Origin of the sequence: Enterobacter nematophilus, assembly GCF_026344075.1 — a bacterium.
Taxonomy (GTDB): Bacteria; Pseudomonadota; Gammaproteobacteria; order Enterobacterales; family Enterobacteriaceae; genus Enterobacter; species Enterobacter nematophilus.
Map to the genome: position 1 here is coordinate 77507 of NZ_JAPKNE010000003.1, position 26011 is coordinate 103517.

Genomic DNA, 26011 nt, shown 5'->3' on the forward strand with positions numbered 1-26011 from the left:
GTGAAGGCCATCACCTGGTTATGCGTCATCCTGATTGCCTTCTGCTTCAGTGATAATTTGATAAAGCTCTTCATCACTTTGGGCTGAGCGCAGTCGACGGCAGATGGTTTTATCCGCCAGACGTTTAGCAACCAGCGAAAGCGTATGCAGATGGGTCTTGGTCTGGTCGGCAGGCACCAGCAGCGCGAAGAGGAGATCGACGGGCTGGTTATCAATGGCGTCAAAAGCGATTGGCGTTTCCAGCTGCACAAACACACCGACGGCACGCAGGGTGTCCTCTTCCAGCTTGCCGTGCGGGATCGCGATGCCGTTGCCGATACCGGTACTGCCCATCTTTTCACGGGTCAGAATTGCTTCGAACACCACCTGCGGCGGCAGGCCCAGCTGTTTTGCAGCCAATTCACTGATGATCTCCAGCGCACGTTTTTTGCTCTGGCAGTGAACGGCACTGCGGGTACATTCCTGGTTAAGGACATTGCTCAGTTGAAGAGCGGAATCGTTGTTCATCATAATTTCACCTAAGCGCTAACTGTACAAATGGCCTGTTGTGTTTCACAACAGGCCGTCCTGCACCCGTTAACTGCCCGGACAATTAGTGTTGTTTCAGTTTATCTTTATGTTTATTGAGCTGTCGCGCAAGCTTGTCAATCAAGCCGTCGATAGCCGCGTACATGTCCTGCCCTTCCGCACTGGCATGGAGCTCACCCCCGTTTACATGCAGGGTCGCATCCGAGATATGAGTCACTTTCTCCACTTTTAACACAACGTAGACCTGGTTGATCCTTTCGAAATACTGCTCGAGTTTCGCGAACTTAGCGTTCACGAAGTCACGTAAGGCCTCAGTAATCTCGACGTTGTGTCCTGTGATATTGAGCTGCATAGTGTCTTCCTTATCGGTTGTGTCAGACCAGCTGTTTACGCTGGTTAGACGGCGGAATGGATAAAGACTCTCGATACTTCGCAACAGTACGACGTGCCACCATAATACCCTGATCGGACAGCATGGAGGTCAACTTACTGTCACTTAGTGGCTTCGCGGGGTTCTCCGCGGCGATCAACTTCTTCACCAGGGCGCGAATCGCCGTTGAGGAGGCTTCGCCGCCACCCTCGGTGTTCACATGGCTGGAGAAGAAATACTTAAGCTCAAAAATACCGCGCGGACTGTGCAGATACTTCTGCGTGGTAACGCGGGAAATGGTGGATTCATGCATCTCGACGGCCTGGGCGATATCCGCCAGCACCATCGGTTTCATATACTCTTCGCCCTGCTCAAAGAATGCCTGCTGCTGTTCAACGATGCAGCGGCTCACGCGAAGCAGGGTATCATTCCGGCTCTCCAGGCTCTTTATCAACCATCGCGCTTCCTGAAGATTGCTGCGAATGTATTGATTGTCGGAGTCGTTGCGCGCGCTGGTACACATGGAGGCGTACTGCTGGTTGATTTGCAGGCGAGGGATGCTGTCAGAGTTCAGTTCAACGACCCAGCGGTCATTGTGTTTTCTGACCAGCACGTCCGGGATAACGTACTCGGGTTCGCTGGTCTGGATCGACTGACCGGGACGCGGATCGAGGGACTGGATGAGATTTACCGCCTCTTTCAGCACCTCTTCCTTCAGGCGCGTCACGCGCATCAGGGTGCGGAAATCGTGGTTAGCCAGAAGATCCAGATGATCGCTGATGATTAAGCGTGCCTCGTCGAGCCACGGTGTTTCTTTGCTGAACTGAGAAAGCTGGATCAGCAGGCAATCGCGCAGATCTTTCGCGGCCACCCCGACCGGATCGAAGCGCTGAATGCGTTTCAATACCGCTTCAATCTCCTCAATCTCAATCTCTTCATCGCCCATGCTTTCCAGAATGTCGTCCAGCGTGACGGTCAAATAGCCGGTGTCATCAACGGCGTCGACAATCGACGTGGCAATGGCGCGGTCGGTATCGGAGAAGGGGGTAAGCTCTACCTGCCACATCAGGTAATCCTGCAACGACTGGGTGGTTTCACCCTGGTAGACCGGTAGCTCGTCGTCCTGGTAGTCTGCACGCGTGCCGGAAGGGGTGCCGGCGGTATAGATTTCATCCCAGCTGGCATCCAGCGGAAGCTCGTCCGGCATCTCTTTTTGTTCGAGTGCATCCGCGGTGTCGAGCGCTTCTGTGTCCTGCAACTGCTGGGTATCTACCTCGTCATGAAGATCGGCTTGCTCCAGCAGGGGGTTGCTGTCCAGCGCCTGCTGGAGCTCCTGCTGGAGTTCTAAGGTGGACAGTTGCAACAGACGAATTGCCTGCTGTAACTGCGGCGTCATCGCCAGCTGTTGGCTGAGCCTTAATTGCAAACCTTGCTTCATGTTCAGAGCATTTTTCTCCGGTTCGGCGTTACGTTACCTCTACCCTATCAGAGTCTGAAGTCTTCCCCAAGATAGACGCGCTTAACATGATCGTCTTCGAGGATCTGCTGTGGCGTACCGTGAGCGATCAGATTGCCCTGGCTCACGATATACGCGCGTTCACATACCGCCAGCGTTTCACGAACGTTGTGGTCGGTGATCAGCACGCCAAGCCCGCTGTCACGCAGATGCTCGATAATGCGTTTAATGTCGATAACGGAGATCGGGTCAACGCCCGCAAACGGTTCATCCAGAAGGATAAACTTCGGATTGGCGGCCAGCGCGCGCGCAATCTCAACACGACGACGTTCACCCCCGGACAATGCCTGGCCCAGGCTGTCGCGCAGGTGCTCGATGTGAAACTCTTCCATCAGCTCGTTGGCGCGATCCTGACGCTGTTCGTTGGTCAGGTCGTCGCGAATTTGCAGGACCGCCATCAGGTTATCAAAGACGCTCAGACGACGGAAAATAGAGGCTTCCTGCGGCAGATAGCCGATGCCACGGCGCGCGCGCGCGTGCAGCGGCAGCAGGCTGATATCTTCATCGTCAATAATAATGTTGCCGGCATCGCGCGGCACAATGCCAACCACCATGTAGAAGGTGGTGGTTTTACCCGCACCGTTCGGGCCAAGCAGGCCCACAATTTCGCCGGAGTTGACGGTCAGACTGACATCTTCTACGACACGGCGGCCCTTATAGGCCTTCGCGAGATTTTTTGCAGTTAATGTTGCCATAGCGAATTAGTTACTCTTCTTCTGTGCCGGGGCCTGGCCCTTGCCTTTGTCCTGCAGCTGCGACGGAACCAGCACGGTGGTTACGCGTTTGCCTTTCTCGCTGGAGGCCTGCATTTTTTGCTCTTTCACCAGATAGGTAATCTGGTCACCGGTAATATTGCTGTCCAGCTGTTCCAGGTACGCTTTTCCGGTCAGGATGACCAGATCCTTCGCCAGCTCATAGTGCATATGCGAGGCGTGGCCCTTCACCGGCTTGCCGTTGTCCTGCATCTGGTAGAAGGTGGCCGGGTTGCCGTAACCATCAATGATCTCTTTGCCCTGCTCGCCGCCCGGACGGGTAACGACCACTTTATCGGCGTTGATTTTGATGGTGCCCTGCGTCACGACGACGTTACCCGTGAAGGTGACGACGTTACCCTGCATATCGAGAGACTGGGTGTCGGACTCGATATGGATCGGCTGGTCGGTATCGCCCGTTACAGCAAGCGCGGGGAGACTGGCCGCCAGCATCGCGCTGGCGATAATTACTTTAAGGCTGAGTTTGTTTGTTTTGAATTTCATAGGAGGTTCTAACCTTTTCAATCAGCTCGGCGTTCTTGCTGCGTAAGTTCCCGCGCATTCTTAAACCGCTGGAATTAAATGTTGTGCCATACAGTGTGACCAGATCCTGCGACGTCACGTCCTGGGTTACCAGGTTGATCTGGGCATTATCCGTCGTAATTTTTCGCAGTTGCGAGTCAGCGGTCAGGGCGTTGACTTCAACGTGGCCATACAGATAAAGCATACGGTCATTTGTCAGTTTGGCCCGATCTGACTTAATTGACCACGTCGGCACTTTGTCTTTATCGAAAGTGGTCATGACAGGTTGGGTAAACCACGAAACGCCGTCATCGGAAAAGTATTCAACGTGCTGGGCAATCAGGCGATAGTTCAGCGCACCTTCCGGGCTATAGACCACGGTGTCGCTGTGATCGCTTTTATAGGTTGGATCGTTATTGTTGACGACTTCCGTTTGCGTATCGTCGCGATCGGCAAGGTTAACGCCAATCAATACCAGTGCGACAAGCGAAAGCAGAATGATAACCCAACGTCTGGTTTTACTCATATCGATTGCCCTTTGGCTTCATCAAGCTTGCCCTGCGCCAGCAGAAGCAGATCGCAGACTTCACGGACGGCACCCCGGCCACCGTTGATGTGGGTAACGTAGTCAGCGCGTGGGATCAGCAGCGGATGAGCATCAGCAACCGCGATGCTAAGACCGACTTCAGCCATCACCGGCCAGTCAATCAGGTCGTCCCCGACGTAGGCCACGTTTTCCGGTGCGATAGCCAGTTTACCCAGTAAATCGTTGAACGCTGCCATCTTATCGGATTGACCCTGGTAAAGATGGGTAATGCCTAAGGTTTCACAGCGGTCTTCTACCAGTTTAGCTTTTCGTCCGGTGATGATAGCAACCTCGATACCTGAGGTGAGCGCACAGCGGATACCGTAGCCGTCGCGAACGTTAAACGCTTTCAGCTCTTCACCGTTATTGCCCATGTAAATCAGGCCATCGGAAAGTACGCCATCCACATCCAGAATGAGCAGACGAATATTTTCCGCCTTTGCCATCATCTGGGTACTGACCGGACCATAACAGGTTGCAAGGGATGCACCCGCATTACTCATTGTCTTATCCTTTATTACACTACGCCAGCGCGCAGCAGATCATGCATATGTACCACACCCAGCAACTGGTCGCCATCGGCAACCATAACGGAGGTGATATGGCGGGACTGCATCAGGTTCAGCACATCCACGGCCAGCGTACCCGGACGCACGCGAATGCCGCCGGGCGTCATCACATCGGCAATGCCGAGCGTGCGGACATCTACACCCATGTCGAACACGCGACGCAGGTCGCCATCGGTGAAGATACCCTGAATTTTCATCAGATCGTCGCACACGACCGTCATCCCCAGATTCTTGCGGGTGATTTCCAGCAGGGCATCACGCAGGGAGGCTTCTTTACTGACGTGAGGGATCTCATCCCCGGTGTGCATAATATCGTTTACCCGCAGCAGCAGTTTGCGCCCCAGCGCGCCGCCCGGGTGGGAGAGCGCGAAATCTTCCGGCGTAAAACCGCGGGCTTCGAGCAGCGCGACGGCAAGCGCATCGCCCATGACCAGCGCGGCGGTGGTGCTGGACGTTGGCGCCAGGCCGAGCGGGCAGGCCTCTTTCGGTACTTTAACGCACAGGTGAATATCGGCCGCACGCGCCATGCTACTTTCCGGACGGCTGGTCATGCAAATCAGCGGAACCTGCAGACGCTTCAGTACGGGGATCAATGCCAGAATTTCATTGGACTCACCGGAGTTGGAAAGCGCGATAACGATATCCTGCGGCGTGACCATCCCCAGATCGCCGTGCGCGGCTTCCCCCGGGTGTACAAAGAAGGACGAGGTTCCGGTGCTGGCAAACGTTGCCGCCATTTTGCGCCCAATGTGGCCGGACTTGCCCATCCCCATCACCACGACTTTCCCGGCACAGTAGAACATCTTCTCACATGCCAGACTAAAATCCTGATTAATGTACTGATCTAACTGCGCCAGACCTTCACGTTCAATCTCCAGAACCTCTTTGCCTGCTTTCTGAAAGTCAAAACCCGGCTGCAATTCTATTTGCGACATAATGCGTTTCCGTTTACCCAGAGAGAAGAGGCGAGAGCCAGTACAGCATCGCCATCCATACGATAAATCCACCCGTCAGCAGCGCGCCTGCGCCTTTGCCGATCTGGCGTTGCCGCCGCCAGCAGAGCAGGGCAAATATCACGCTGACCAGCAGCATCACCCCGTAATCGCGTGAAAACGCCAGGGGGTTAAACGGCCCCGGCGTAATCAGAGCCGGCAGGCCCATGACAATCGCGATATTAAATATGTTGGAGCCGATGATATTACCAATGGCGATGTCATCTTCCCCTTTACGCGCCCCCGCAATGGCGGTGGCCAGCTCCGGCAGGCTGGTGCCGATAGCAATCACCGTCAGGCCAATCGTCAGTTCGCTCATGGCGAAATAGTTCGCCAGCACCGTCGCGTTATCCACGACCATGCGCGTTGCCATCGGCATGATGATCAGCGCAACGCCAAGCCAGAGCAGGGCGACCGGCAGCGTACCTTCACGCGGGAGTTCGGCAACCTGCTCACGCGTCAGGCTATCCTGACCCTGCTTTTCCGCCTGGCGGGCAATTTTAACACTATACAGTAACCAGATGACGGCCAGCGCCAGCAGGAAAATGCCGTCGCTATAGCTCAGTACGCCATCATAGAATACGCATCCTGCCAGCAGGCTTACGACTAACATTAGCGGCAATTCACGTCGCAGAACATCAGAATGGACGCGAAATGGATGGAGCAGTGCCGCAAGGCCTAAAATCAGTAATATATTGACGATGTTAGAGCCAATTGCGGTACCAATTGCCAGGTCCAACTGACCATGCAGCGACGCCGAGACGGAGACGATGATTTCAGGAAGTGACGTGCCAACGCCGACCACGGTCATCCCGATGACAACAGGCGGTACGCCCGTCAGGCGACACAGGATAGATGCAGCAAAGACTAAACGGTCAGCACTGTAGACCACTAACAGTAAACCAATGATTAACAGTGCTGTTGCTAAAAGCATCAAAAGTCCTTTCTTCAGGTATACTTGTCGGTCCATCGCGCGGGAATGGCTGGACTGCATACGGTCTGAGGCGTAACGAATTCCTAATTTTGACTTTATGCGCCGGAAAAGTAAAACAAATGCCAGCTTTCGCTAACCTCAACGGCTAATATTCTGTAAAAATGCGGGGTTAAGGGCTGATTCAGGCTGCACGCCTTAACGTGAGCAGGGTAAGAAAGGAACTATAAATGAGCCAAACGATGGCGAATATTGTCGATGTCCGCGGTGTGAGTTTTTCTCGTGGCAATCGACTGATATTCGATGATATTTCGTTGACCGTACCGCGTGGCAAAATCACCGCCATCATGGGGCCGTCCGGGATCGGTAAAACGACTCTCCTGCGCCTTATTGGTGGTCAGATCCCACCGGATAGCGGTGAAATCCTCTTCGATGGCGAAAACGTCCCGGAGATGTCGCGCTCGCGCCTGTATACTGTCCGCAAACGTATGAGTATGCTCTTTCAGTCAGGGGCGTTGTTCACCGACATGAACGTCTTTGATAACGTGGCCTATCCGCTACGCGAGCATACCAGCCTGCCGCCTGAGCTTCTGAAAAGTACGGTGATGATGAAGCTTGAAGCCGTGGGGTTGCGGGGAGCCGCGAAGCTGATGCCTTCGGAGCTGTCCGGCGGGATGGCGCGCCGCGCCGCGCTGGCGCGAGCCATTGCATTAGAGCCCGATTTAATCATGTTCGACGAACCGTTCGTCGGGCAGGATCCCATCACGATGGGCGTGCTGGTAAAGCTCATCTCTGAACTGAACAGCGCGCTCGGCGTCACCTGTATCGTGGTGTCTCACGATGTACCGGAAGTATTGAGCATTGCCGATTACGCCTATATCGTGGCGGACAAAAAGATCGTTGCACACGGTAGCGCCCAGGCGCTGCAGGAAAATTGCGATCCGCGCGTGCGGCAGTTCCTTGACGGTATTGCTGACGGACCCGTACCGTTCCGCTACCCGGCGGGCGATTATCGTGACGATTTACTGGGAATAGGGAGTTAAGCCACTCATGCTGTTAAATGCGTTGGCCGCTCTCGGACACCGTGGCATAAAAACCATCAGGACGTTCGGGCGTGCCGGATTGATGTTATTCAACGCGCTGGTCGGCAAGCCGGAGTTTAGCAAGCACGCCCCTCTGCTGGTGCGTCAGCTTTATAATGTCGGCGTGCTGTCGATGCTCATCATTATTGTTTCCGGTCTGTTTATCGGCATGGTGCTGGGGCTGCAGGGCTACCTCGTCCTGACAACCTACAGTGCGGAAACCAGCCTCGGGATGCTGGTGGCGCTCTCGCTGTTGCGCGAGCTGGGGCCGGTTGTGGCGGCGCTGCTGTTCGCCGGGCGTGCAGGATCGGCATTAACGGCTGAGATTGGCCTGATGCGTGCCACCGAGCAGCTCTCCAGCATGGAGATGATGGCGGTCGATCCGCTGCGTCGCGTGATCTCGCCGCGTTTCTGGGCGGGGGTGATCTCGCTCCCGCTACTGACTATTCTGTTTGTCGCCGTGGGGATCTGGGGCGGTTCGCTGGTTGGGGTCCACTGGAAAGGCATTGATGCCGGTTTCTTCTGGTCCGCGATGCAGGACGCCATCGACCTGCGAATGGATTTGGTTAACTGCCTGATTAAAAGCGTGGTATTTGCCATTACGGTCACCTGGATTGCATTGTTCAATGGTTACGATGCCATCCCGACCTCGGCGGGCATTAGCCGTGCAACTACACGTACTGTCGTACATTCGTCGCTGGCCGTACTGGGTCTGGATTTTGTGCTCACCGCACTGATGTTTGGGAATTGAGTTCATGCAAACGAGAAAAAATGAAATTTGGGTCGGCGTTTTCCTGCTGCTGGCGCTGCTGGCGGCGCTGTTTATCTGCCTGCGAGCGGCGGATATCACGTCTGTGCGCACCGAGCCGACGTATCGCATCTATGCCACGTTCGATAACATCGGCGGGCTGAAGGCGCGTTCACCGGTCCGCATTGGCGGTGTGGTGATCGGCCGCGTATCTGACATTACGCTCGATGAAAAAACGTATTTGCCGCGCGTCGCGATGGATATCGAAGAACGTTACAACCACATTCCGGACACCAGCTCCCTTTCTATCCGTACTTCCGGCCTGCTGGGTGAACAATATCTGGCCCTTAACGTGGGCTTTGAAGACCCTGAGCTGGGAACGACTATCCTTAAAGACGGTAGCGTTATCCAGGATACGAAGTCCGCGATGGTGCTGGAGGACATGATTGGTCAGTTCCTTTACAACAGTAAAGGGGATGATAAAAAGTCTGACGATGCCCCTGCGCAGAGTGAAGACCATACCAACGTTGCGCCGACCCCTGGTGCTGCGAATTAATTCAGGAGAAGTCATTCATGTTTAAACGACTGTTAATGGTTGCCATGCTGGTCATTGCCCCTCTCACTGCGGCGCATGCTGCGGATCAGAGCAACCCGTACAAACTGATGGACGAAGCTGCGAAGAAAACCTTCGACCGTCTCAAAAACGAACAGCCAAAAATTCGCGCGAATCCTGACTATCTGCGTGACGTGGTTGACCAGGAACTGCTGCCGTATGTGCAGATCAAATATGCGGGAGCGCTGGTACTGGGGCGTTATTACAAAGACGCGACGCCTGCTCAGCGTGAAGCCTACTTTGCTGCATTCCGTGAATACCTGAAACAGGCTTACGGCCAGGCGCTGGCGATGTACCACGGTCAAACCTATCAGATTGCGCCAGAGCAGCCGCTGGGCGATGCCACCATCATTCCTATCCGCGTGACGATCAACGATCCTAACGGCCGTCCGCCGGTGCGTCTGGATTTCCAGTGGCGTAAAAACAGCCAGACCGGCCACTGGCAGGCGTATGACATGATCGCCGAAGGGGTGAGCATGATCACCACTAAACAGAACGAGTGGAGCGACCTGCTGCGCACCAAGGGCATTGATGGCCTGACCGCACAGCTGCAGTCTATTTCTCGTCAGAAAATTACCCTGGACGAGAAGAAGTAATGTCGCAGCAACTCCGCTGGTCGCGTGAAGGTGAGACGTTAAGGCTGTCCGGTGAACTGGACCAGGATCTGCTGAACCCGCTGTGGGATAAACGCCATGAAGCGATGCAGGGCGTGACGCTTATCGACTTAACCGACGTCACGCGGGTGGATACGGCAGGCGTTGCGTTGCTTGCCCATCTGGTTGCCGTGGGTAAAAAGCAGGGAACAAGCGTCATGCTTCATGGCGCGAGTGACAATGTCGTTACCCTTGCGCAACTCTACAATCTGCCTCAGGACGTACTGCCTCGTTAATATTTTCAGTGCGTTACTTCCGAAAGCCCTGACAGTTTCATCGTCGGGGCTTTTTGCTTGTTTAAGACGACGCCACTTTGCTCTAAGATGTTGGGCTTGTTTTCACTATCAGATGATTAAGAGCCCATGGAAAATCATGAAATCCAGACAGTGCTGATGAATGCACTCTCCCTTCAGGAAGCCCACGTCACTGGCGATGGCAGTCACTTCCAGGTTATTGCTGTGGGTGAGATGTTCGACGGTATGAGCCGTGTGAAGAAGCAGCAGGCTGTGTACGCGCCGCTGATGGAATATATTGCGGATAACCGCATCCACGCCCTGTCGATTAAAGCGTTCACCCCGCAAGAATGGGCACGCGATCGCAAACTAAACGGTTTTTGAGCTGAGGGCGACAGGCCCGCAGCACGGTTGAATTTATAAGAGAGCACACAATGGATAAATTTCGTGTACAGGGGCCAACGCGTCTCCAGGGCGAAGTCACAATTTCTGGCGCGAAGAACGCCGCGCTGCCAATCCTTTTTGCTGCGCTGCTCGCGGAAGAGCCGGTAGAAATTCAGAACGTACCGAAGCTGAAAGATATCGACACGACCATGAAGTTGCTCACCCAGTTGGGCACGAAAGTTGAGCGCAACGGTTCCGTCTGGATCGACGCCAGCAACGTGAACAACTTCTCTGCACCTTACGATCTGGTGAAAACCATGCGTGCATCTATCTGGGCGCTTGGCCCGCTGGTGGCACGTTTCGGTCAGGGTCAGGTTTCGCTGCCGGGCGGCTGCGCCATCGGCGCGCGTCCGGTTGACCTGCATATCTTTGGCCTGGAGAAACTGGGCGCAGAGATCAAGCTGGAAGAAGGTTACGTTAAGGCCTCCGTCAATGGCCGTCTGAAAGGCGCGCATATTGTCATGGACAAAGTGAGCGTTGGCGCTACGGTCACCATCATGTCTGCGGCGACGCTGGCAGAAGGTACCACCATCATCGAAAACGCCGCGCGTGAACCGGAGATCGTGGATACCGCCAATTTCCTCGTGGCGCTGGGTGCGAAGATTTCCGGCCAGGGGACTGACCGCATCACCATCGAAGGCGTTGAGCGTCTGGGCGGTGGTGTGTACCGCGTTCTGCCGGACCGTATCGAAACCGGCACCTTCCTGGTGGCTGCGGCGATCTCTGGCGGTAAGATTGTCTGCCGTAATGCACAGCCAGACACTCTGGATGCCGTTCTGGCGAAGCTGCGTGAAGCAGGTGCCGATGTTGAAACCGGTGAAGACTGGATCAGCCTCGACATGCACGGCAAGCGTCCTAAAGCGGTGACCGTGCGTACGGCGCCGCATCCGGCATTCCCGACCGATATGCAGGCGCAGTTCACCCTGCTGAACCTGGTTGCCGAAGGAACCGGTGTGATCACCGAGACGATTTTCGAGAACCGCTTTATGCACGTCCCGGAGCTGATCCGTATGGGTGCACATGCTGAGATCGAAAGTAACACCGTGATTTGCCATGGCGTTGAGAAACTGTCCGGCGCTCAGGTAATGGCAACGGATCTGCGTGCGTCTGCAAGCCTGGTGCTGGCGGGCTGTATCGCGGAAGGCACAACGGTGGTGGATCGTATTTATCACATCGATCGTGGCTATGAACGTATCGAAGACAAACTGCGCGCGCTGGGTGCCAATATCGAGCGTGTGAAGGGCGAGTAATCGTTCCGGCAGCCCCCTGCCAGAAATGACCGGGGGGTTGCTATTCCTGTCAAAAAAACCGTTATTCCTGCGGTTCTGTTTTTACTTTTCTCTGGCGCATCATGCGCGTTCTGTCGATAAATTCATGGGTAACAGGATCGTGATAACGCGAAGGCCAGATCACCCACGGGTGCGTTTCCAGCGCCGTCGCGATAATTAATTCCCCCTTTGGCCAGGGGCGGGTCAGGGCGTTGGCCAGGGTGGAAGAACTCAGACCATGGCGGCGCGACTCTGCTGCAAGTGACGTACCTCTTTTGCGCAGTGCCGCAATGATATCTGCCGTATGCCAGTCGATAAATTTCGTATCCATAACGCTGTCCTTAAGTTCGGATTCACCTACGCCGTTTCTTCTGAAACGACTGGCTTACTATACCCATTTCACATTCGTGTTCTAAAAAGTTCGCGTTACTTGAAGGGATATTCAGAATAAGACATGGCTTTATTCATGCGGGCTCTAACCCGATGAATTTACATGAATGCGGAATTTACTGGTGCGTTTTTGAACCTCCCCGTGAAGGATGCGGGGAGGTGGGGGGCAAGATTAACGGTCGCGCTGAACAGCGATGTGGGCAAGACCAATCAGGGCATCGCGCCACGGGCTGTCTGGAATAACCTGGAGAGCTTCGATGGCTTTGTCAGCCTCTTCTTCAGCACGCTGACGGGTCCATTCCAGCGAGCCGCAGATGGCCATGGTTTCCAGTACAGGTTCAAGAAGATGGCGACCATTTCCCTGTTCGATCGCCTCACGGATCATTTTCGCCTGGTCGGCCGTTCCGTTGCGCATAGCGTGCAGCAGCGGCAGGGTCGGTTTGCCTTCGTTCAGGTCATCGCCAACGTTTTTGCCGAGCGTTTCGCCGTCCGCGCTGTAGTCCAGCAAATCATCAATCAGCTGGAAGGCGGTACCCAGATAGCGTCCATAGTCCTGCAATCCTTTTTCCTGTGCCTCAGAACAGCCGGCCAGAATGCCGGAGCACTGGGCGGCCGCTTCAAACAGGCGCGCTGTTTTGCTGTAAATAACGCGCATGTAGTTTTCTTCGGTGATATCGGGGTCATTGACGTTCATCAGCTGCAGCACTTCGCCTTCAGCGATGACGTTGACGGCTTCGGACATCACCTCCAGCACTTTCAGAGAGCCCAGGCTGGTCATCATCTGGAAGGCGCGGGTATAGATAAAATCCCCCACCAGAACGCTGGCGGCGTTCCCGAAGGCAGCGTTTGCCGTGGCTTTGCCACGACGCATATCGGATTCATCCACAACATCGTCATGCAGAAGCGTCGCGGTGTGAATAAATTCGATCAGCGCGGCGATCGTCACGTGGGCATTTCCCTGATAGCCAACGGCTCTGGCAGCCAGAATGGCAATCATCGGGCGAATGCGTTTACCGCCGCCGCTGACAATGTAATAGCCCAACTGATTGATCAGCTGAACGTCAGAGTTGAGTTGCTCCAGGATTGCTGCATTTACACCCGCCATATCTTGCGCGGTTAACTCGTTGATTTTTTCTAAATTCATCGCAAAAGCCGGGCTTTTTATCCTGTTGATCCCATCTTCAATGGGGTAACGAAGGGTTTCGGTTTATCAATAGTAGTGCTGATTGTACTGAAAAAACGGCTCAGATAAACGTTACCGTACGTGTTGTGTTTTTTTTCTTCATGTATTGACGGTAGCACTTGTCAAAGGCTCGCGTTTTGCGTAATATTCGCGCCCTATTGTGAATATTTATAGCGCACTCTGATTCATACGAGGACGTGCGCGGAAGCGGAGTTTATATGTACGCGGTTTTCCAAAGTGGTGGTAAACAACACCGAGTAAGCGAAGGTCAGACCGTTCGCCTGGAAAAGCTGGACATCGCAACTGGCGAATCTGTTGAGTTCGCAGAAGTTCTGATGATCGCAAACGGTGAAGAAGTCAAAATCGGCGTTCCTTTCGTTGATGGCGGCGTTATCAAAGCTGAAGTTGTTGCACACGGTCGTGGCGAGAAAGTTAAAATCGTTAAGTTTCGTCGTCGTAAACACTACCGTAAGCAGCAGGGCCACCGTCAGTGGTTCACTGATGTGAAAATTACTGGCATCAGCGCCTAAGACCTGAGGAGAGATTTAAATGGCACATAAAAAGGCTGGCGGCTCCACACGTAACGGTCGCGATTCAGAAGCTAAACGCCTGGGCGTTAAGCGTTTCGGTGGCGAATCCGTTCTGGCGGGTAGCATCATCGTTCGTCAACGTGGTACCAAATTCCACGCTGGCAACAACGTAGGTTGCGGTCGTGACCACACTCTGTTTGCTAAAGCAGACGGTAAAGTGAAATTTGAAGTTAAAGGCCCGAACAACCGTAAATACATCAGCATCGTTGCTGAGTAAGGTTTTCTCGGTCCGGTAACGGATTAAAGCCCCGCAACGTGTTGCGGGGCTTTTTACATTGGAAACCCGGAAAATTTTCTGTAGGGAAAACGGGCATGAAGCAGCAGGCCGGCATTGGTATTCTTTTGGCGCTCACGACCGCAATGTGCTGGGGTGCGCTGCCAATTGCAATGAAGCAGGTACTGGAAGTGATGGAGCCGCCTACGGTGGTCTTTTATCGCTTTCTGATGGCAAGCATTGGTCTCGGGACCATCCTTGCAATTAAAGGTAAGCTTCCACCGCTGCGACTCTTCCGCAAACCTCGCTGGCTGGTGCTACTGGCCATTGCGACGGGCGGTCTGTTCGGTAACTTCATCCTGTTCAGCTCTTCCCTGCAGTATTTGAGCCCTACGGCGTCTCAGGTGATTGGTCAGCTTTCGCCCGTGGGCATGATGGTCGCGAGCGTATTCATCCTCAAGGAGAAGATGCGCGGGACGCAGGTTATCGGGGCAAGCATGCTGCTATGCGGCCTGGTGATGTTCTTCAACACCAGCCTGATCGAGATTTTTACCCGGCTTACGGATTACACCTGGGGCGTGATTTTCGGCGTGGGTGCAGCAACGGTCTGGGTGAGCTATGGCGTCGCGCAAAAGGTGTTATTGCGTCGCCTGGCCTCACAGCAGATCCTTTTTTTGCTGTACACTTTGTGTACAGTGGCATTATTGCCGTTAGCGAAGCCGGGCGTCATTACCCAGCTGAGCGACTGGCAGCTGGCGTGCCTCATTTTTTGTGGGCTTAACACGCTGGTCGGTTATGGCGCGCTGGCGGAAGCGATGGCGCGCTGGCAGGCAGCACAGGTGAGCGCATTGATCACGCTTACCCCGCTGTTTACGCTGTTATTTTCAGATTTGTTATCAATGGCCTGGCCCGATGTCTTCGTCAGACCGATGCTCAACCTGTTGGGCTATCTCGGTGCGTTTGTCGTGGTTGCGGGCGCGATGTATTCCGCCATTGGTCATCGTCTTTGGGGACGTTGGCGCAAAAATGAAGCGGTCGTAGTAGTCCCCCGCTCAGGCGAATGAGTTACGGAGAGTAAAATGAAGTTTGTTGATGAAGCGACGATTCTGGTCGTGGCAGGTGATGGCGGTAACGGTTGTGTAAGCTTCCGCCGTGAAAAATATATTCCTCGTGGCGGCCCTGACGGCGGTGACGGTGGCGATGGTGGTGACGTGTGGCTGGAGGCGGATGAAAACCTCAACACGCTGATCGACTACCGCTTTGAAAAATCCTTCCGCGCTGAGCGCGGCCAGAACGGCCAGAGCCGTGACTGCACCGGTAAACGCGGTAAAGACGTGACCATTAAGGTTCCGGTCGGTACGCGCGTTATCGATCAGGGCACCGGTGAAACCATGGGCGATATGACTAAGCACGGTCAGCGCCTGATGGTCGCAAAAGGTGGCTGGCACGGTCTGGGCAACAGCCGTTTCAAATCTTCCGTTAACCGTACCCCGCGCCAGAAAACGATGGGTACGCCGGGCGATAAGCGCGATTTGCAGCTGGAGCTGATGCTTCTGGCAGACGTTGGCATGCTGGGTATGCCAAACGCCGGTAAATCGACGTTTATTCGCGCTGTCTCTGCGGCGAAACCCAAAGTGGCGGACTATCCGTTTACCACGCTGGTGCCAAGCCTCGGCGTTGTCCGCATGGATAACGAAAAGAGCTTCGTCGTGGCTGATATCCCTGGCCTGATTGAAGGCGCTGCGGAAGGGGCTGGCCTGGGTATTCGCTTCCTGAAGCACCTTGAGCGCTGCCGCGTCTTGCTGCACCTCATTGATATCGATCCAATCGACGGTTCCGATCCGGTTGAGAACGCCCGCATTATCATCGGCGAGCTGGAAAAATACAGCGAAAAACTGGCGAGTAAACCACGCTGGCTGGTCTTCAACAAGATCGACCTGATGGATAAAGCGGAAGCCGAAGCGAAAGCCAAAGCGATTGCCGAAGCGATGGGCTGGGAAGATAAATACTACCTTATCTCCGCGGCAAGTCAGGTTGGCGTGAAAGATCTCTGCTGGGATGTGATGACCTTCATCATCGAGAACCCGGTCGTTCAGGCTGAAGAAGCGAAACAGCCAGAGAAAGTCGAATTCATGTGGGATGACTACCACCGCCAGCAGCTCGAAGAGCTGGAAGCGGAAGAGGAAGACGACTGGGACGATGACTGGGATGAAGACGACGAAGAAGGCGTCGAGTTCATCTACAAGCACTAATATCTGCCCAAAGCCCCCATCAGGGGGCTTTTTTTATTCCAGCGTTGAGGGCAGCCAGCAGCTTGCTATCAGCCCGCCTTCAGCACCGTTCTCCAGCATCAGCCTACCGTGATGAAGCTGCAGGATGCGCTGTACGATACTCAGGCCCAGGCCGCTGCCGCCGAAACGCTGATCAAGACGACGGAACGGCTCCGTGATCGACTGTCGGTGCGCTTCGTCAATACCAGGCCCCTGATCGATTACGCTGAGCTGCGTACCGCCTTCGACCTCGGTGAGCGTCACGGTAATCGTGGTGCCCGTTGGGCTGTAGCGCCCGGCATTCTCCAGCAGGTTGCGCAGCATCAGCCGCAGCAGTACCGCGTCTCCCTGTACCGTGAGCGGACTTTTGTCCGGCCATATCACCGTGTGCGCTTTGGCTTCATGCTCAAGACCAAGAGGCGTGATGATAGTCTCCATCCAGTTGATGGTTTCATAGTGGCCGCTCGCCATCGCCTGGCCGGCACGGGCCAGCATCAGCAGTTGCTCAACGGTATGCATTAGCTGGTCGATACGACTGATGAGCGTCGTAGCCTGCGGAGAGCCTGACTGGGCCATGAGCTCCAGATGGAGCCTGATTCCGGCAAGGGGCGTTCGCAGTTCGTGGGCGGCGTCAGCCGTAAAGAGACGCTCCTGCTGAATGGTACTGTCCAGCCTGGCGAGTAGCTGATTGAGCGAGGTGGTCACGGCGCCGATTTCTTCCATGTCGGAATACATAGGAAGCGGGGTTAAGTTATCCGCCGAACGGTTAGCCAGGCTCACGCGCAGTTTGTTCAGTGGTCGGGTTATCCAGGTGACCGCCCAGAACGAGAAAAATAGCGTAAAGCCAACCATCACCAGAGATGGAACCAGCAGCGAGGCAATCGCTTCACGGATCTCTTTCTCGACGTGGTTGTTACGTGATTTTGCCGACAGCGTTTCGTTCACCAAAAAGCCAATCTGCTCGCGGCTTTCGTGCCATAACCAAATCACGCTTATCAGCTGGAAAAATAACAGAATGACCGCCAGCAACACCATTAATCGCCGACGCATGCTGTTCATTTCTGGCTCTCCAGGCGGTAGCCAACGCCGCGGACGGTTTTAATTCGATCTTTGCCAAGCTTACGACGCAGGTTGTGGATGTGGACTTCCAGGGTATTTGACCCCGGATCGTCCTGCCAGGAGTAGATATCCTGCTGAAGGGTTTCTCTGTGTACCGTTTGTCCGCTTCGCATGATCAGACGCGTCAGCAAGGCGAACTCTTTTGGTGTGACTTCAACGGGCTGGGACTGGCGCAGTACCTGCTGGGTTTGCAGATTCAGGGTAATATCCCCGTCGGTTAGTAAGTTATCACTATGGCCCTGATAGCGGCGTATTAACGCTCGCACCCGAGCCTGAAGCTCTGCAAGCGCAAAGGGCTTCACCAGGTAATCATCAGCGCCAGCATCAAGGCCGGTAATACGATCTTCAATGGCGTCGCGTGCCGTCAGGATCAACACCGGATTAGCGATGCCGCGGCGACGCCACTGGGTGAGCAGCGTCGCGCCGTCTTTGTCCGGCAAGCCCAGGTCAAGGATCACCAGGCTGTATTCGCCGCTCTGGATCAGGGCATCGGCTTCTGCCGCGGTGCCGGCACAGTCCAGGGCATAGCCTTCATTGGCGAGTCCCAGAGCCAGTCCTTCCTGTAATAACAGATCGTCTTCAACTATAAGGAGTTTCATCGCTAGTTATTCTGGTAGATGTCTTTATAAAGCCTGCTTTCGAAGCGAACCAGCGGTATACGGCGGTTGCGCTGGTCGGTCGGTTCGACGGCATAGCCGGAAAGATACTGCACGAATGCCATGCGCTGTCCGCTGGCGGTCGTGATGAAACCTGCAAGGTTATACACCCCCTGCAGTGAACCTGTTTTAGCGGAGACTTTGCCGTCCACACCCGCCGCGTGAAGCCCGGCGCGGTACTGCAGCGAACCGTCGTGTCCGGCAAGCGGCAGCATTGAGATAAAGTTTAGCTCAGCGTCATGCTGTGCAATGTACTGAAGCACCTGCATCATGGTGGCCGGGGCAATCAGGTTATGACGCGATAATCCGGATCCGTCGACGGCGATAGTGTTGCCCAGATCGATCCCCGCCTGCTGGCGCAGGATCTGACGAACAGCGTCTGAGCCCGCGCGCCAGGTTCCCGGCACGCCGAAGCGCGCGTGACCAATCATGCGGAACACGGTGTCGGCAATCATGTTGTCAGACTTTTTCAGCATAATTCGCAGCAAATCGTGCAGCGGTGGCGACTGTTTGCTGGCAATGACCGTACCCGGCTGGTTGACCTGCGTCTGGCGTAGCAGCGTGCCGGAGTAGGTTATTCCCGCCTGCTTCAGCTCATCCTTGAGAATCGCACCCGCATAGCTTGCGCCATCCTGAATCGCGAAGGCCAGCGGCAGGGGATCGGCGCGCTGCGTCAGGCAGCCGGTGAGGGTGTAGCGGTTAAGATCGCCAGGCACCACGTCCAGTTCGCAGTACTGGGCATCCGGGGAGCCTTTTGCCAGCGTACGCACCTGGCTAAACATCGTCACCGGATAGTAAGATGCCACGCGAATAAACGCTAAATCATCCGGCTTGGGCGCACTGTAAAGGGAGATCGAGAAGCAGTTGCGGTCAACAATCGCGGCGGCTGGCGGGGCGCTAAAGCACTGCGTCATGTCGTTCCACGGCCAGCCTGGCGCTTTATCGTGGCTAGCAAAAATGGAGGTATCGATCAGCACGTTGCCATCGATTTTTGTCACGCCGGATTTTTTTAACACCGCCACCATGTTGCGGATATCCTGGCGCTTAAAGGTGGGATCGCCGCCGAAACGGGCGATAAGATCGCCTTTAAGTTCGCCACCCTCGATGTTACCTTTGGTTTCAAGCGTGGTAGTAAAACGGAAGTCAGGCCCGAGCTGGAGCAGGGCGGCGAGGGCAGTGATCACCTTCTGGGTACTGGCAGGCAGCGCCATCTGTTGACTGTGATAGTCAATCTCGGGAGCCTGTGCGCCAACCTTCTGCACCATCAGGGCAAGGTTCGCGCCTGCGGGGAGCTGATTAATGTATTCATCAACATTCGCGGCCTGGGCGGTGAACGTTATACTGGTAGTCAATCCGATGATAAAACTGGAAAATCGCATAATCTCGCGCTAACAACCCGAAAACAAACCGTCATACTACGGTGCATGGCACTGCAAAGTAAACGATGACCCATAGTGAACTTCGCGGTAAAATGCGTATCAAATTGAAAAATTGCTGCTGACCTGGGGCGTCGCTCCCGGGTCGGTTTTCTTTTTGCTTCTTGCCCGCTTCGGGGGGCAGGAGCAGGGAACACTGCTCCCAACAGGAATGTTTAAGAGGTATAACAAATGCAAGCTATTCCGATGACCTTACGTGGTGCCGAAAAACTGCGCGAAGAGCTGGATTTCCTGAAATCCGTGCGTCGCCCTGAAATCATCGCCGCTATCGCGGAAGCCCGTGAGCATGGCGATCTGAAAGAGAATGCTGAATACCATGCGGCGCGCGAACAGCAGGGTTTCTGTGAAGGGCGCATTAAAGATATCGAAGCGAAGCTGTCTAATGCGCAGGTTATCGATATCACCAAAATGCCTAACAATGGCCGCGTGATTTTTGGTTCTACCGTCAGCGTTCTGAACCTGGACAACGACGAAGAGCAGACCTATCGCATCGTGGGCGATGATGAAGCCGACTTCAAACAGAACCTGATTTCGGTGAACTCACCGATTGCTCGCGGCCTGATTGGCAAAGAGCAGGACGATGTTGTCACCATCCGTACCCCTGGCGGTGAAGTGGAATACGAAATTATTAAGGTTGAATACCTGTAATTCGCTTCTCCACTAAGATGTTGATACATTGTAAAGAAAAGAAAAAGGCCGCGTAGCGGCCTTTTATCAACTCAAGGAGCATGGCATTTTGCTCGCCTGCTGAAAGAAATCCCTCGTTTCACACAGAAAATGTGATTGATTCAGGATATCCTTAGCGTGGCAGCGAGATTTTACGCTCTTTAGATGGGCGATAGAGCACCAGCGTTTTACCGATGACCTGTACATTACAGGCGCCGGTTTCGCGCACGATGGCTTCCACGATCAGGTTTTTAGTGTCTCTGTCTTCAGAGGCGATTTTCACCTTGATCAGCTCGTGGTGTTCCAGCGCTTGTTCAATCTCGGCAAGCACCCCTTCGGTCAAACCATTGTTGCCAAGCATCACTACAGGCTTGAGCGGATGTGCCAGACCTTTAAGGTGCTGTTTTTGTTTAGTACTCAGATTCATCGTATATTTTTGCTTACGTTGGGATTGAAAACGGTTCATTCTACCGCCATCTCCCTTATATCGCCAAATAGCTGCGTAGAAATTTACGTCACAGGCAAGCAACGATGAACCAGGACGGAAATGTTAAATGACAGGTAAAAAGCGTTCTGCCAGTTCCAGCCGCTGGCTTCAGGAACACTTTAGCGATAAATATGTTCAACAGGCACAGAAAAAGGGGTTACGTTCCCGTGCCTGGTTTAAACTTGATGAAATACAGCAAAGTGACAAACTTTTTAAGCCGGGGATGACGGTTGTTGACCTCGGTGCGGCACCTGGCGGATGGTCTCAGTATGCGGTAACGCAGATCGGCGGAACGGGCCGAATCATCGCGTGCGATCTTTTACCAATGGATCCCATCGTCGGTGTCGACTTCCTTCAGGGCGACTTTCGTGATGAATTAGTGCTGAAAGCGTTACTTGATCGTGTTGGTGATAGTAAGGTCCAGGTTGTCATGTCGGATATGGCACCAAATATGTGCGGAACACCGGCGGTGGATATCCCCCGCGCCATGTATCTGGTGGAGCTAGCGTTAGAAATGTGTCGTGATGTACTAGCGCCTGGTGGTAGTTTTGTTGTGAAGGTGTTTCAGGGCGAAGGTTTCGAGGAGTATCTTAAGGAAATTCGCTCCCTGTTTGCGAAGGTCAAAGTTCGTAAGCCGGACTCTTCCCGGGCCCGTTCCCGAGAAGTGTATATTGTAGCGACCGGGCGAAAATGATAACCGGTAGATTTCAGGCGAAAGTTTGAATGAAACTGGATATAGAGTATCCTGACGCTGTTTTTAACACAGTTGTAATATGAGGTTAATCCCTTGAGTGACATGGCGAAAAACCTAATACTCTGGCTGGTCATTGCCGTTGTGCTGATGTCAGTATTCCAGAGCTTTGGGCCCAGCGAGTCGAATGGCCGCAAGGTGGATTATTCTACCTTCCTGCAAGAGGTCAATCAGGACCAGGTTCGCGAAGCGCGTATCAACGGACGTGAGATCAACGTTACCAAGAAAGATAGTAACCGTTACACGACTTACATCCCGGTGAACGATCCTAAGCTGCTTGATAACCTTCTGACCAAAAACGTCAAAGTGGTAGGCGAGCCGCCAGAAGAACCAAGCCTGCTGGCTTCAATCTTCATTTCCTGGTTCCCGATGCTGCTTCTTATCGGCGTCTGGATCTTCTTTATGCGTCAGATGCAGGGCGGCGGTGGCAAAGGTGCCATGTCGTTCGGTAAGAGCAAGGCGCGTATGCTGACGGAAGACCAGATCAAGACCACGTTTGCTGACGTCGCCGGTTGTGACGAAGCAAAAGAAGAGGTGGGTGAACTGGTTGAATACCTGCGCGAGCCGAGCCGTTTCCAGAAACTGGGCGGTAAGATCCCGAAAGGCGTTCTGATGGTCGGCCCTCCGGGTACCGGTAAAACCCTGCTGGCGAAAGCCATCGCGGGTGAAGCGAAGGTGCCGTTCTTTACTATTTCAGGTTCTGACTTCGTGGAAATGTTCGTGGGTGTCGGTGCATCTCGTGTGCGTGACATGTTCGAGCAGGCCAAGAAGGCAGCACCGTGCATCATCTTCATCGATGAAATCGACGCCGTAGGCCGCCAGCGTGGCGCAGGTCTGGGCGGTGGTCACGACGAGCGTGAGCAGACCCTGAACCAGATGCTGGTTGAGATGGACGGCTTCGAAGGTAACGAAGGTATCATCGTTATCGCGGCAACTAACCGTCCGGACGTACTTGACCCTGCGCTGCTGCGTCCAGGACGTTTCGACCGTCAGGTTGTGGTCGGTCTGCCGGATGTTCGCGGTCGTGAACAGATTCTGAAAGTGCATATGCGTCGCGTACCGCTGGCGCCGGATATCGACGCGGCAATCATTGCGCGTGGTACCCCGGGCTTCTCCGGTGCGGATCTGGCTAACCTGGTCAACGAAGCTGCACTGTTTGCCGCACGCGGCAACAAGCGCGTAGTCTCCATGGTGGAGTTCGAGAAAGCGAAAGACAAAATCATGATGGGTGCGGAACGTCGCTCCATGGTGATGACGGAAGCGCAGAAAGAGTCCACCGCATACCACGAAGCGGGCCATGCGATTATCGGCCGCCTGGTACCGGAACACGATCCGGTGCACAAAGTGACGATTATTCCGCGCGGCCGTGCGCTGGGTGTGACCTTCTTCCTGCCTGAGGGCGATGCGATCAGCGCCAGCCGTCAGAAGCTGGAAAGCCAGATTTCAACCCTGTACGGCGGTCGTCTGGCGGAAGAGATCATCTACGGGCCAGAACACGTTTCTACCGGTGCGTCGAACGATATTAAAGTGGCGACAAACCTGGCGCGTAACATGGTGACTCAGTGGGGCTTCTCCGACAAACTCGGTCCGCTGCTGTATGCAGAGGAAGAGGGTGAAGTATTCCTGGGCCGCTCCGTGGCGAAAGCGAAACATATGTCCGATGAGACGGCACGTATCATCGACCAGGAAGTGAAAGCGCTGATTGAACGTAACTATGGTCGCGCTCGTCAGATCCTGAACGACAATATGGACATCCTGCATTCGATGAAAGATGCGCTCATGAAATATGAGACCATCGATGCACCGCAGATTGACGACCTGATGGCTCGCCGCGAAGTGCGTCCGCCAGCAGGCTGGGAAGACCCTGGCGCTTCCAACAATTCTGACAACAATGGCACCCCGCGCGCGCCGCGTCCGGTTGATGAACCGCGTACGCCAAACCCGGGCAACACCATGTCAGAACAGTTGGGCGACAAGTAAGTCACTGCTGTTGAAGCGTTTGTCTGTACCTCAAACCCTGGAGCTTGCTCCGGGGTTTTTCTTTTCCGTTAAACCATACTAAAGGCAGGGATTTAACCATGAAACTCTTCGCCCAGGACTCGCATCTCGATCTTTCACATCCGCATGTGATGGGGATCCTGAATGTTACCCCTGACTCCTTCTCTGACGGCGGCACGCACAACACGCTTATCGACGCGGTTAAGCACGCAAATTTAATGATCAACGCGGGTGCCACCATCATTGACGTTGGCGGTGAATCGACGCGTCCCGGCGCGGCAGATGTTTCGGTGGAAGAAGAGCTGGCGCGCGTGGTGCCGGTGGTTGAGGCCATCGCGCAACGTTTCGAGGTATGGATCTCCGTCGACACGTCCAAACCAGAAGTGATCCGTGAAGTGGCGAGAGTGGGTGCTCACATTATTAATGATATCCGCTCGCTGACCGAACCGGGCGCGATCGAGGCCGCTGCAGAAACCGGCCTGCCGGTATGCCTGATGCATATGCAGGGGCAACCGAAAACCATGCAGGAAGCGCCGAAGTATGATGATGTCTTTGTCGACGTGAATCGCTTCTTTATTGAGCATATTGAACGCTGTGAGCGTGCAGGCATCCCAAAAGAGAAATTGCTGCTCGACCCGGGGTTCGGTTTCGGTAAAAATCTCTCACACAATTATGCGTTGCTTGCGCGCTTATCGGAATTTCATCACTTTGGCCTGCCGCTGCTGGTGGGGATGTCGAGAAAATCGATGATTGGCCAATTGCTGAATGTGGGACCGAGCGAACGCCTGAGTGGCAGCCTGGCCTGCGCGGTAATTGCGGCGATGCAAGGCGCGCACATTATCCGTGTCCATGACGTCAAAGAAACAGTAGAAGCCATGCGTGTGGTAGAAGCCACACTGGCAGCGAAGGAAAACAAACGCTATGAGTAATCGTAAATATTTTGGTACCGATGGTATCCGTGGGCGCGTAGGCGATGCTCCAATCACCCCTGATTTTGTTCTGAAGCTCGGCTGGGCTGCTGGTAAGGTACTGGCGCGTCATGGCTCACGTAAGATCATTATTGGTAAAGATACCCGTATTTCGGGCTATATGCTGGAATCTGCGCTGGAAGCGGGTCTGGCGGCTGCAGGGCTTTCAGCCTCTTTTACTGGCCCAATGCCAACGCCTGCGGTTGCCTATCTTACGCGCACCTTCCGCGCAGAAGCGGGAATTGTGATCTCGGCGTCTCATAACCCGTTCTACGACAACGGCATCAAGTTCTTCTCCATTGACGGCACCAAGCTGCCGGACGAAGTGGAAGAGGCCATTGAAGCCGAAATGGAAAAAGAGATCACCTGTGTTGATTCCGCAGAACTGGGTAAAGCGAACCGTATCGTCGATGCGGCGGGCCGTTATATCGAATTCTGCAAAGGAACCTTCCCGAACGAGCTGAGTCTGGCGCATCTTAAAATTGTGGTGGACTGTGCGAACGGTGCGACCTATCACATTGCGCCGAATGTCTTCCGCGAGCTGGGTGCGAAGGTGATCGCCATCGGCTGCGAGCCGGATGGTCTGAACATTAACGAAGAAGTCGGGGCGACGGACGTGCGCGCCCTGCAGGCGCGCGTGCTGGCGGAAAAAGCCGATCTGGGCATTGCCCTTGACGGCGACGGTGACCGCGTGATCATGGTTGACCACGAAGGCAATAAAGTCGACGGCGATCAGATCCTGTACATCATTGCCCGTGAAGGCCTGCGTCAGGGTCAGCTGCGCGGCGGCGCGGTTGGGACGCTGATGAGCAACATGGGTCTGGAACTGGCGCTGAAACAGCTCGGTATTCCTTTTGTTCGCGCGAAAGTGGGCGACCGCTACGTGCTGGAAAAGCTGCAGGAGAAAGGCTGGCGTATTGGTGCCGAGAACTCCGGTCACGTTATCCTGCTCGACAAAACCACTACCGGTGACGGTATCGTGGCCGCGCTGCAGGTGGTTGCCGCGATGGCGCGCAACCATATGAGCCTGCACGATCTGTGCAGCGGGATGAAAATGTTCCCGCAGATCCTGGTGAACGTGCGCTTCACTGCCGGTAAAGGCGATCCGCTGGAAAATGACAACGTGAAAGCGGTAATGGCTGACGTTGAAGCGGCTCTGGGCAGCCGCGGACGCGTGCTGCTGCGTAAGTCCGGTACCGAGCCACTGATCCGCGTGATGGTGGAAGGTGAAGACGAAGCGCAGGTCGCCGAATTTGCGCACCGTATTGCGGATGCCGTAAAAGCTGCATAATCCTTCACAGTAAGTGTTTAAAAAGGCGGCGCTTGTCGCCTTTGTTTTAAGCAATTAATGGCTTTTTGCTGTTTTTTTCCGCAGTTGATACAATGCGTCGAAAATGCCCTTGCGAAGGTGATTCGCTTTGGTTAGTATTCACACCCGCTTCAGTGGGAAACAAAAATCCTGCTAATTGGTCGAAG

General features: G+C 54.5%; 31 protein-coding genes. 16 read left to right on the forward strand and 15 right to left on the reverse strand.

The genetic code is table 11. From position 1 onward, the window contains the following. Positions 1-18: 18 nt before the first annotated feature. From ptsN to OSH03_RS10100, 9 genes are all read right to left on the reverse strand, one after another. On the reverse strand, positions 19-510 hold the full coding sequence (gene ptsN / locus OSH03_RS10060; RefSeq protein ID WP_008501443.1) for a PTS IIA-like nitrogen regulatory protein PtsN: 492 nt from the start codon (positions 508-510) through the stop codon (positions 19-21). 82 nt (positions 511-592) lie between these two features. Further along, positions 593-880 (reverse strand): ribosome hibernation promoting factor, encoded by a 288-nt coding sequence (hpf, locus tag OSH03_RS10065; RefSeq protein WP_014171818.1) that lies wholly within the window; start codon positions 878-880, stop codon positions 593-595. Positions 881-902: 22 nt separating this feature from the next. Next, on the reverse strand, positions 903-2336 hold the full coding sequence (gene rpoN / locus OSH03_RS10070; RefSeq protein ID WP_266178956.1) for an RNA polymerase factor sigma-54: 1434 nt from the start codon (positions 2334-2336) through the stop codon (positions 903-905). Positions 2337-2383: 47 nt separating this feature from the next. After that, positions 2384-3109, reverse strand: a complete 726-nt coding sequence (gene lptB / locus OSH03_RS10075; protein ID WP_028014570.1) for an LPS export ABC transporter ATP-binding protein — start codon at positions 3107-3109, stop codon at positions 2384-2386. A 6-nt stretch (positions 3110-3115) separates the two neighbouring features. Next, complete coding sequence (gene lptA / locus OSH03_RS10080) at positions 3116-3670, reverse strand: lipopolysaccharide ABC transporter substrate-binding protein LptA (protein ID WP_061096949.1); 555 nt, start codon at positions 3668-3670, stop codon at positions 3116-3118. After that, complete coding sequence (gene lptC, locus OSH03_RS10085; RefSeq protein ID WP_028014568.1) at positions 3639-4214, reverse strand: LPS export ABC transporter periplasmic protein LptC; 576 nt, start codon at positions 4212-4214, stop codon at positions 3639-3641. The genes lptA and lptC overlap by 32 nt, the downstream gene beginning before the upstream one ends. Next, positions 4211-4777 (reverse strand): 3-deoxy-manno-octulosonate-8-phosphatase KdsC, encoded by a 567-nt coding sequence (kdsC, locus tag OSH03_RS10090; RefSeq protein ID WP_025756695.1) that lies wholly within the window; start codon positions 4775-4777, stop codon positions 4211-4213. Before kdsC ends, lptC begins: the two co-directional genes overlap by 4 nt. A 14-nt stretch (positions 4778-4791) precedes the next feature. Further along, complete coding sequence (kdsD, locus tag OSH03_RS10095) at positions 4792-5778, reverse strand: arabinose-5-phosphate isomerase KdsD (protein WP_023333606.1); 987 nt, start codon at positions 5776-5778, stop codon at positions 4792-4794. 13 nt (positions 5779-5791) lie between these two features. Beyond that, the gene (locus OSH03_RS10100; protein ID WP_266178957.1) at positions 5792-6769 is read right to left on the reverse strand and encodes a calcium/sodium antiporter; all 978 of its coding nucleotides are present in this window, start codon (positions 6767-6769) and stop codon (positions 5792-5794) included. Positions 6770-6996: 227 nt separating this feature from the next. Here OSH03_RS10100 and mlaF point away from each other — a divergent pair, with 227 nt between their 5' ends. The 7 genes from mlaF to murA all read left to right on the forward strand — a co-directional run bounded on the left by mlaF (position 6997) and on the right by murA (position 11789). After that, entirely contained in the window at positions 6997-7809 is an 813-nt protein-coding gene (gene mlaF, locus OSH03_RS10105; RefSeq protein WP_028014565.1) for a phospholipid ABC transporter ATP-binding protein MlaF, read from the forward strand. 7 nt (positions 7810-7816) lie between these two features. Beyond that, a complete protein-coding gene (gene mlaE / locus OSH03_RS10110) occupies positions 7817-8599 on the forward strand; it encodes a lipid asymmetry maintenance ABC transporter permease subunit MlaE (RefSeq protein WP_028014564.1) in 783 nt (260 codons plus the stop codon). 4 nt (positions 8600-8603) lie between these two features. Then, positions 8604-9152: an outer membrane lipid asymmetry maintenance protein MlaD gene (mlaD, locus tag OSH03_RS10115; RefSeq protein WP_041911946.1), complete on the forward strand. Its 549-nt coding sequence runs from the start codon at positions 8604-8606 to the stop codon at positions 9150-9152. Between the two features lie 17 nt (positions 9153-9169). After that, entirely contained in the window at positions 9170-9805 is a 636-nt protein-coding gene (gene mlaC / locus OSH03_RS10120) for a phospholipid-binding protein MlaC (RefSeq protein WP_061096951.1), read from the forward strand. Beyond that, the gene (gene mlaB, locus OSH03_RS10125; RefSeq protein WP_045630728.1) at positions 9805-10098 is read left to right on the forward strand and encodes a lipid asymmetry maintenance protein MlaB; all 294 of its coding nucleotides are present in this window, start codon (positions 9805-9807) and stop codon (positions 10096-10098) included. The genes mlaC and mlaB overlap by 1 nt, the downstream gene beginning before the upstream one ends. A 126-nt stretch (positions 10099-10224) precedes the next feature. Then, the gene (gene ibaG, locus OSH03_RS10130) at positions 10225-10479 is read left to right on the forward strand and encodes a BolA family iron metabolism protein IbaG (RefSeq protein WP_008501458.1); all 255 of its coding nucleotides are present in this window, start codon (positions 10225-10227) and stop codon (positions 10477-10479) included. A 50-nt stretch (positions 10480-10529) separates the two neighbouring features. Continuing rightward, positions 10530-11789, forward strand: coding sequence for a UDP-N-acetylglucosamine 1-carboxyvinyltransferase (murA, locus tag OSH03_RS10135; protein WP_028014560.1), 1260 nt, complete (start codon positions 10530-10532; stop codon positions 11787-11789). A 61-nt stretch (positions 11790-11850) separates the two neighbouring features. Here murA and sfsB read toward each other — a convergent pair whose 3' ends face one another. Then, the gene (gene sfsB / locus OSH03_RS10140) at positions 11851-12138 is read right to left on the reverse strand and encodes a DNA-binding transcriptional regulator SfsB (RefSeq protein WP_061096952.1); all 288 of its coding nucleotides are present in this window, start codon (positions 12136-12138) and stop codon (positions 11851-11853) included. A 231-nt stretch (positions 12139-12369) separates the two neighbouring features. Continuing rightward, positions 12370-13341: an octaprenyl diphosphate synthase gene (ispB, locus tag OSH03_RS10145; RefSeq protein ID WP_028014558.1), complete on the reverse strand. Its 972-nt coding sequence runs from the start codon at positions 13339-13341 to the stop codon at positions 12370-12372. A gap of 257 nt (positions 13342-13598) precedes the next feature. Here ispB and rplU point away from each other — a divergent pair, with 257 nt between their 5' ends. From rplU to cgtA, 4 genes are all read left to right on the forward strand, one after another. Then, positions 13599-13910 (forward strand): 50S ribosomal protein L21, encoded by a 312-nt coding sequence (gene rplU, locus OSH03_RS10150; protein WP_003025032.1) that lies wholly within the window; start codon positions 13599-13601, stop codon positions 13908-13910. A gap of 19 nt (positions 13911-13929) precedes the next feature. Beyond that, positions 13930-14187 (forward strand): 50S ribosomal protein L27, encoded by a 258-nt coding sequence (gene rpmA, locus OSH03_RS10155; RefSeq protein ID WP_004385076.1) that lies wholly within the window; start codon positions 13930-13932, stop codon positions 14185-14187. A 95-nt stretch (positions 14188-14282) separates the two neighbouring features. After that, positions 14283-15248, forward strand: coding sequence for a DMT family transporter (locus OSH03_RS10160; protein WP_266178958.1), 966 nt, complete (start codon positions 14283-14285; stop codon positions 15246-15248). A gap of 15 nt (positions 15249-15263) precedes the next feature. Continuing rightward, the gene (gene cgtA, locus OSH03_RS10165; RefSeq protein WP_014885381.1) at positions 15264-16436 is read left to right on the forward strand and encodes an Obg family GTPase CgtA; all 1173 of its coding nucleotides are present in this window, start codon (positions 15264-15266) and stop codon (positions 16434-16436) included. Positions 16437-16469: 33 nt separating this feature from the next. Here the strand turns inward: cgtA and pmrB are convergent, their stop codons facing one another. From pmrB to dacB, 3 genes are read right to left on the reverse strand one after another with little or no spacing between them, the layout of a single operon-like run. Beyond that, complete coding sequence (gene pmrB, locus OSH03_RS10170; protein ID WP_266178959.1) at positions 16470-17513, reverse strand: two-component system sensor histidine kinase PmrB; 1044 nt, start codon at positions 17511-17513, stop codon at positions 16470-16472. Next, the gene (gene pmrA, locus OSH03_RS10175; protein ID WP_028014555.1) at positions 17510-18172 is read right to left on the reverse strand and encodes a two-component system response regulator PmrA; all 663 of its coding nucleotides are present in this window, start codon (positions 18170-18172) and stop codon (positions 17510-17512) included. Before pmrA ends, pmrB begins: the two co-directional genes overlap by 4 nt. A 2-nt stretch (positions 18173-18174) precedes the next feature. Continuing rightward, a complete protein-coding gene (gene dacB / locus OSH03_RS10180; protein WP_266178960.1) occupies positions 18175-19608 on the reverse strand; it encodes a serine-type D-Ala-D-Ala carboxypeptidase in 1434 nt (477 codons plus the stop codon). Between the two features lie 228 nt (positions 19609-19836). On the opposite strand from dacB, the gene greA reads away from it, so the two are divergent. After that, positions 19837-20313, forward strand: a complete 477-nt coding sequence (greA, locus tag OSH03_RS10185) for a transcription elongation factor GreA (protein ID WP_006812122.1) — start codon at positions 19837-19839, stop codon at positions 20311-20313. Positions 20314-20464: 151 nt separating this feature from the next. Here the strand turns inward: greA and yhbY are convergent, their stop codons facing one another. Further along, positions 20465-20758 (reverse strand): ribosome assembly RNA-binding protein YhbY, encoded by a 294-nt coding sequence (gene yhbY / locus OSH03_RS10190; RefSeq protein ID WP_003861814.1) that lies wholly within the window; start codon positions 20756-20758, stop codon positions 20465-20467. A 127-nt stretch (positions 20759-20885) separates the two neighbouring features. On the opposite strand from yhbY, the gene rlmE reads away from it, so the two are divergent. From rlmE to glmM, 4 genes are all read left to right on the forward strand, one after another. Continuing rightward, entirely contained in the window at positions 20886-21512 is a 627-nt protein-coding gene (rlmE, locus tag OSH03_RS10195; protein ID WP_003861812.1) for a 23S rRNA (uridine(2552)-2'-O)-methyltransferase RlmE, read from the forward strand. Positions 21513-21614: 102 nt separating this feature from the next. Continuing rightward, on the forward strand, positions 21615-23549 hold the full coding sequence (gene ftsH, locus OSH03_RS10200; protein ID WP_013098921.1) for an ATP-dependent zinc metalloprotease FtsH: 1935 nt from the start codon (positions 21615-21617) through the stop codon (positions 23547-23549). A 98-nt stretch (positions 23550-23647) separates the two neighbouring features. Continuing rightward, positions 23648-24496: a dihydropteroate synthase gene (folP, locus tag OSH03_RS10205; protein WP_151412468.1), complete on the forward strand. Its 849-nt coding sequence runs from the start codon at positions 23648-23650 to the stop codon at positions 24494-24496. Beyond that, complete coding sequence (gene glmM / locus OSH03_RS10210) at positions 24489-25826, forward strand: phosphoglucosamine mutase (protein WP_266178961.1); 1338 nt, start codon at positions 24489-24491, stop codon at positions 25824-25826. The genes folP and glmM overlap by 8 nt, the downstream gene beginning before the upstream one ends. The last annotated feature ends 185 nt before the right edge of the window (positions 25827-26011 follow it).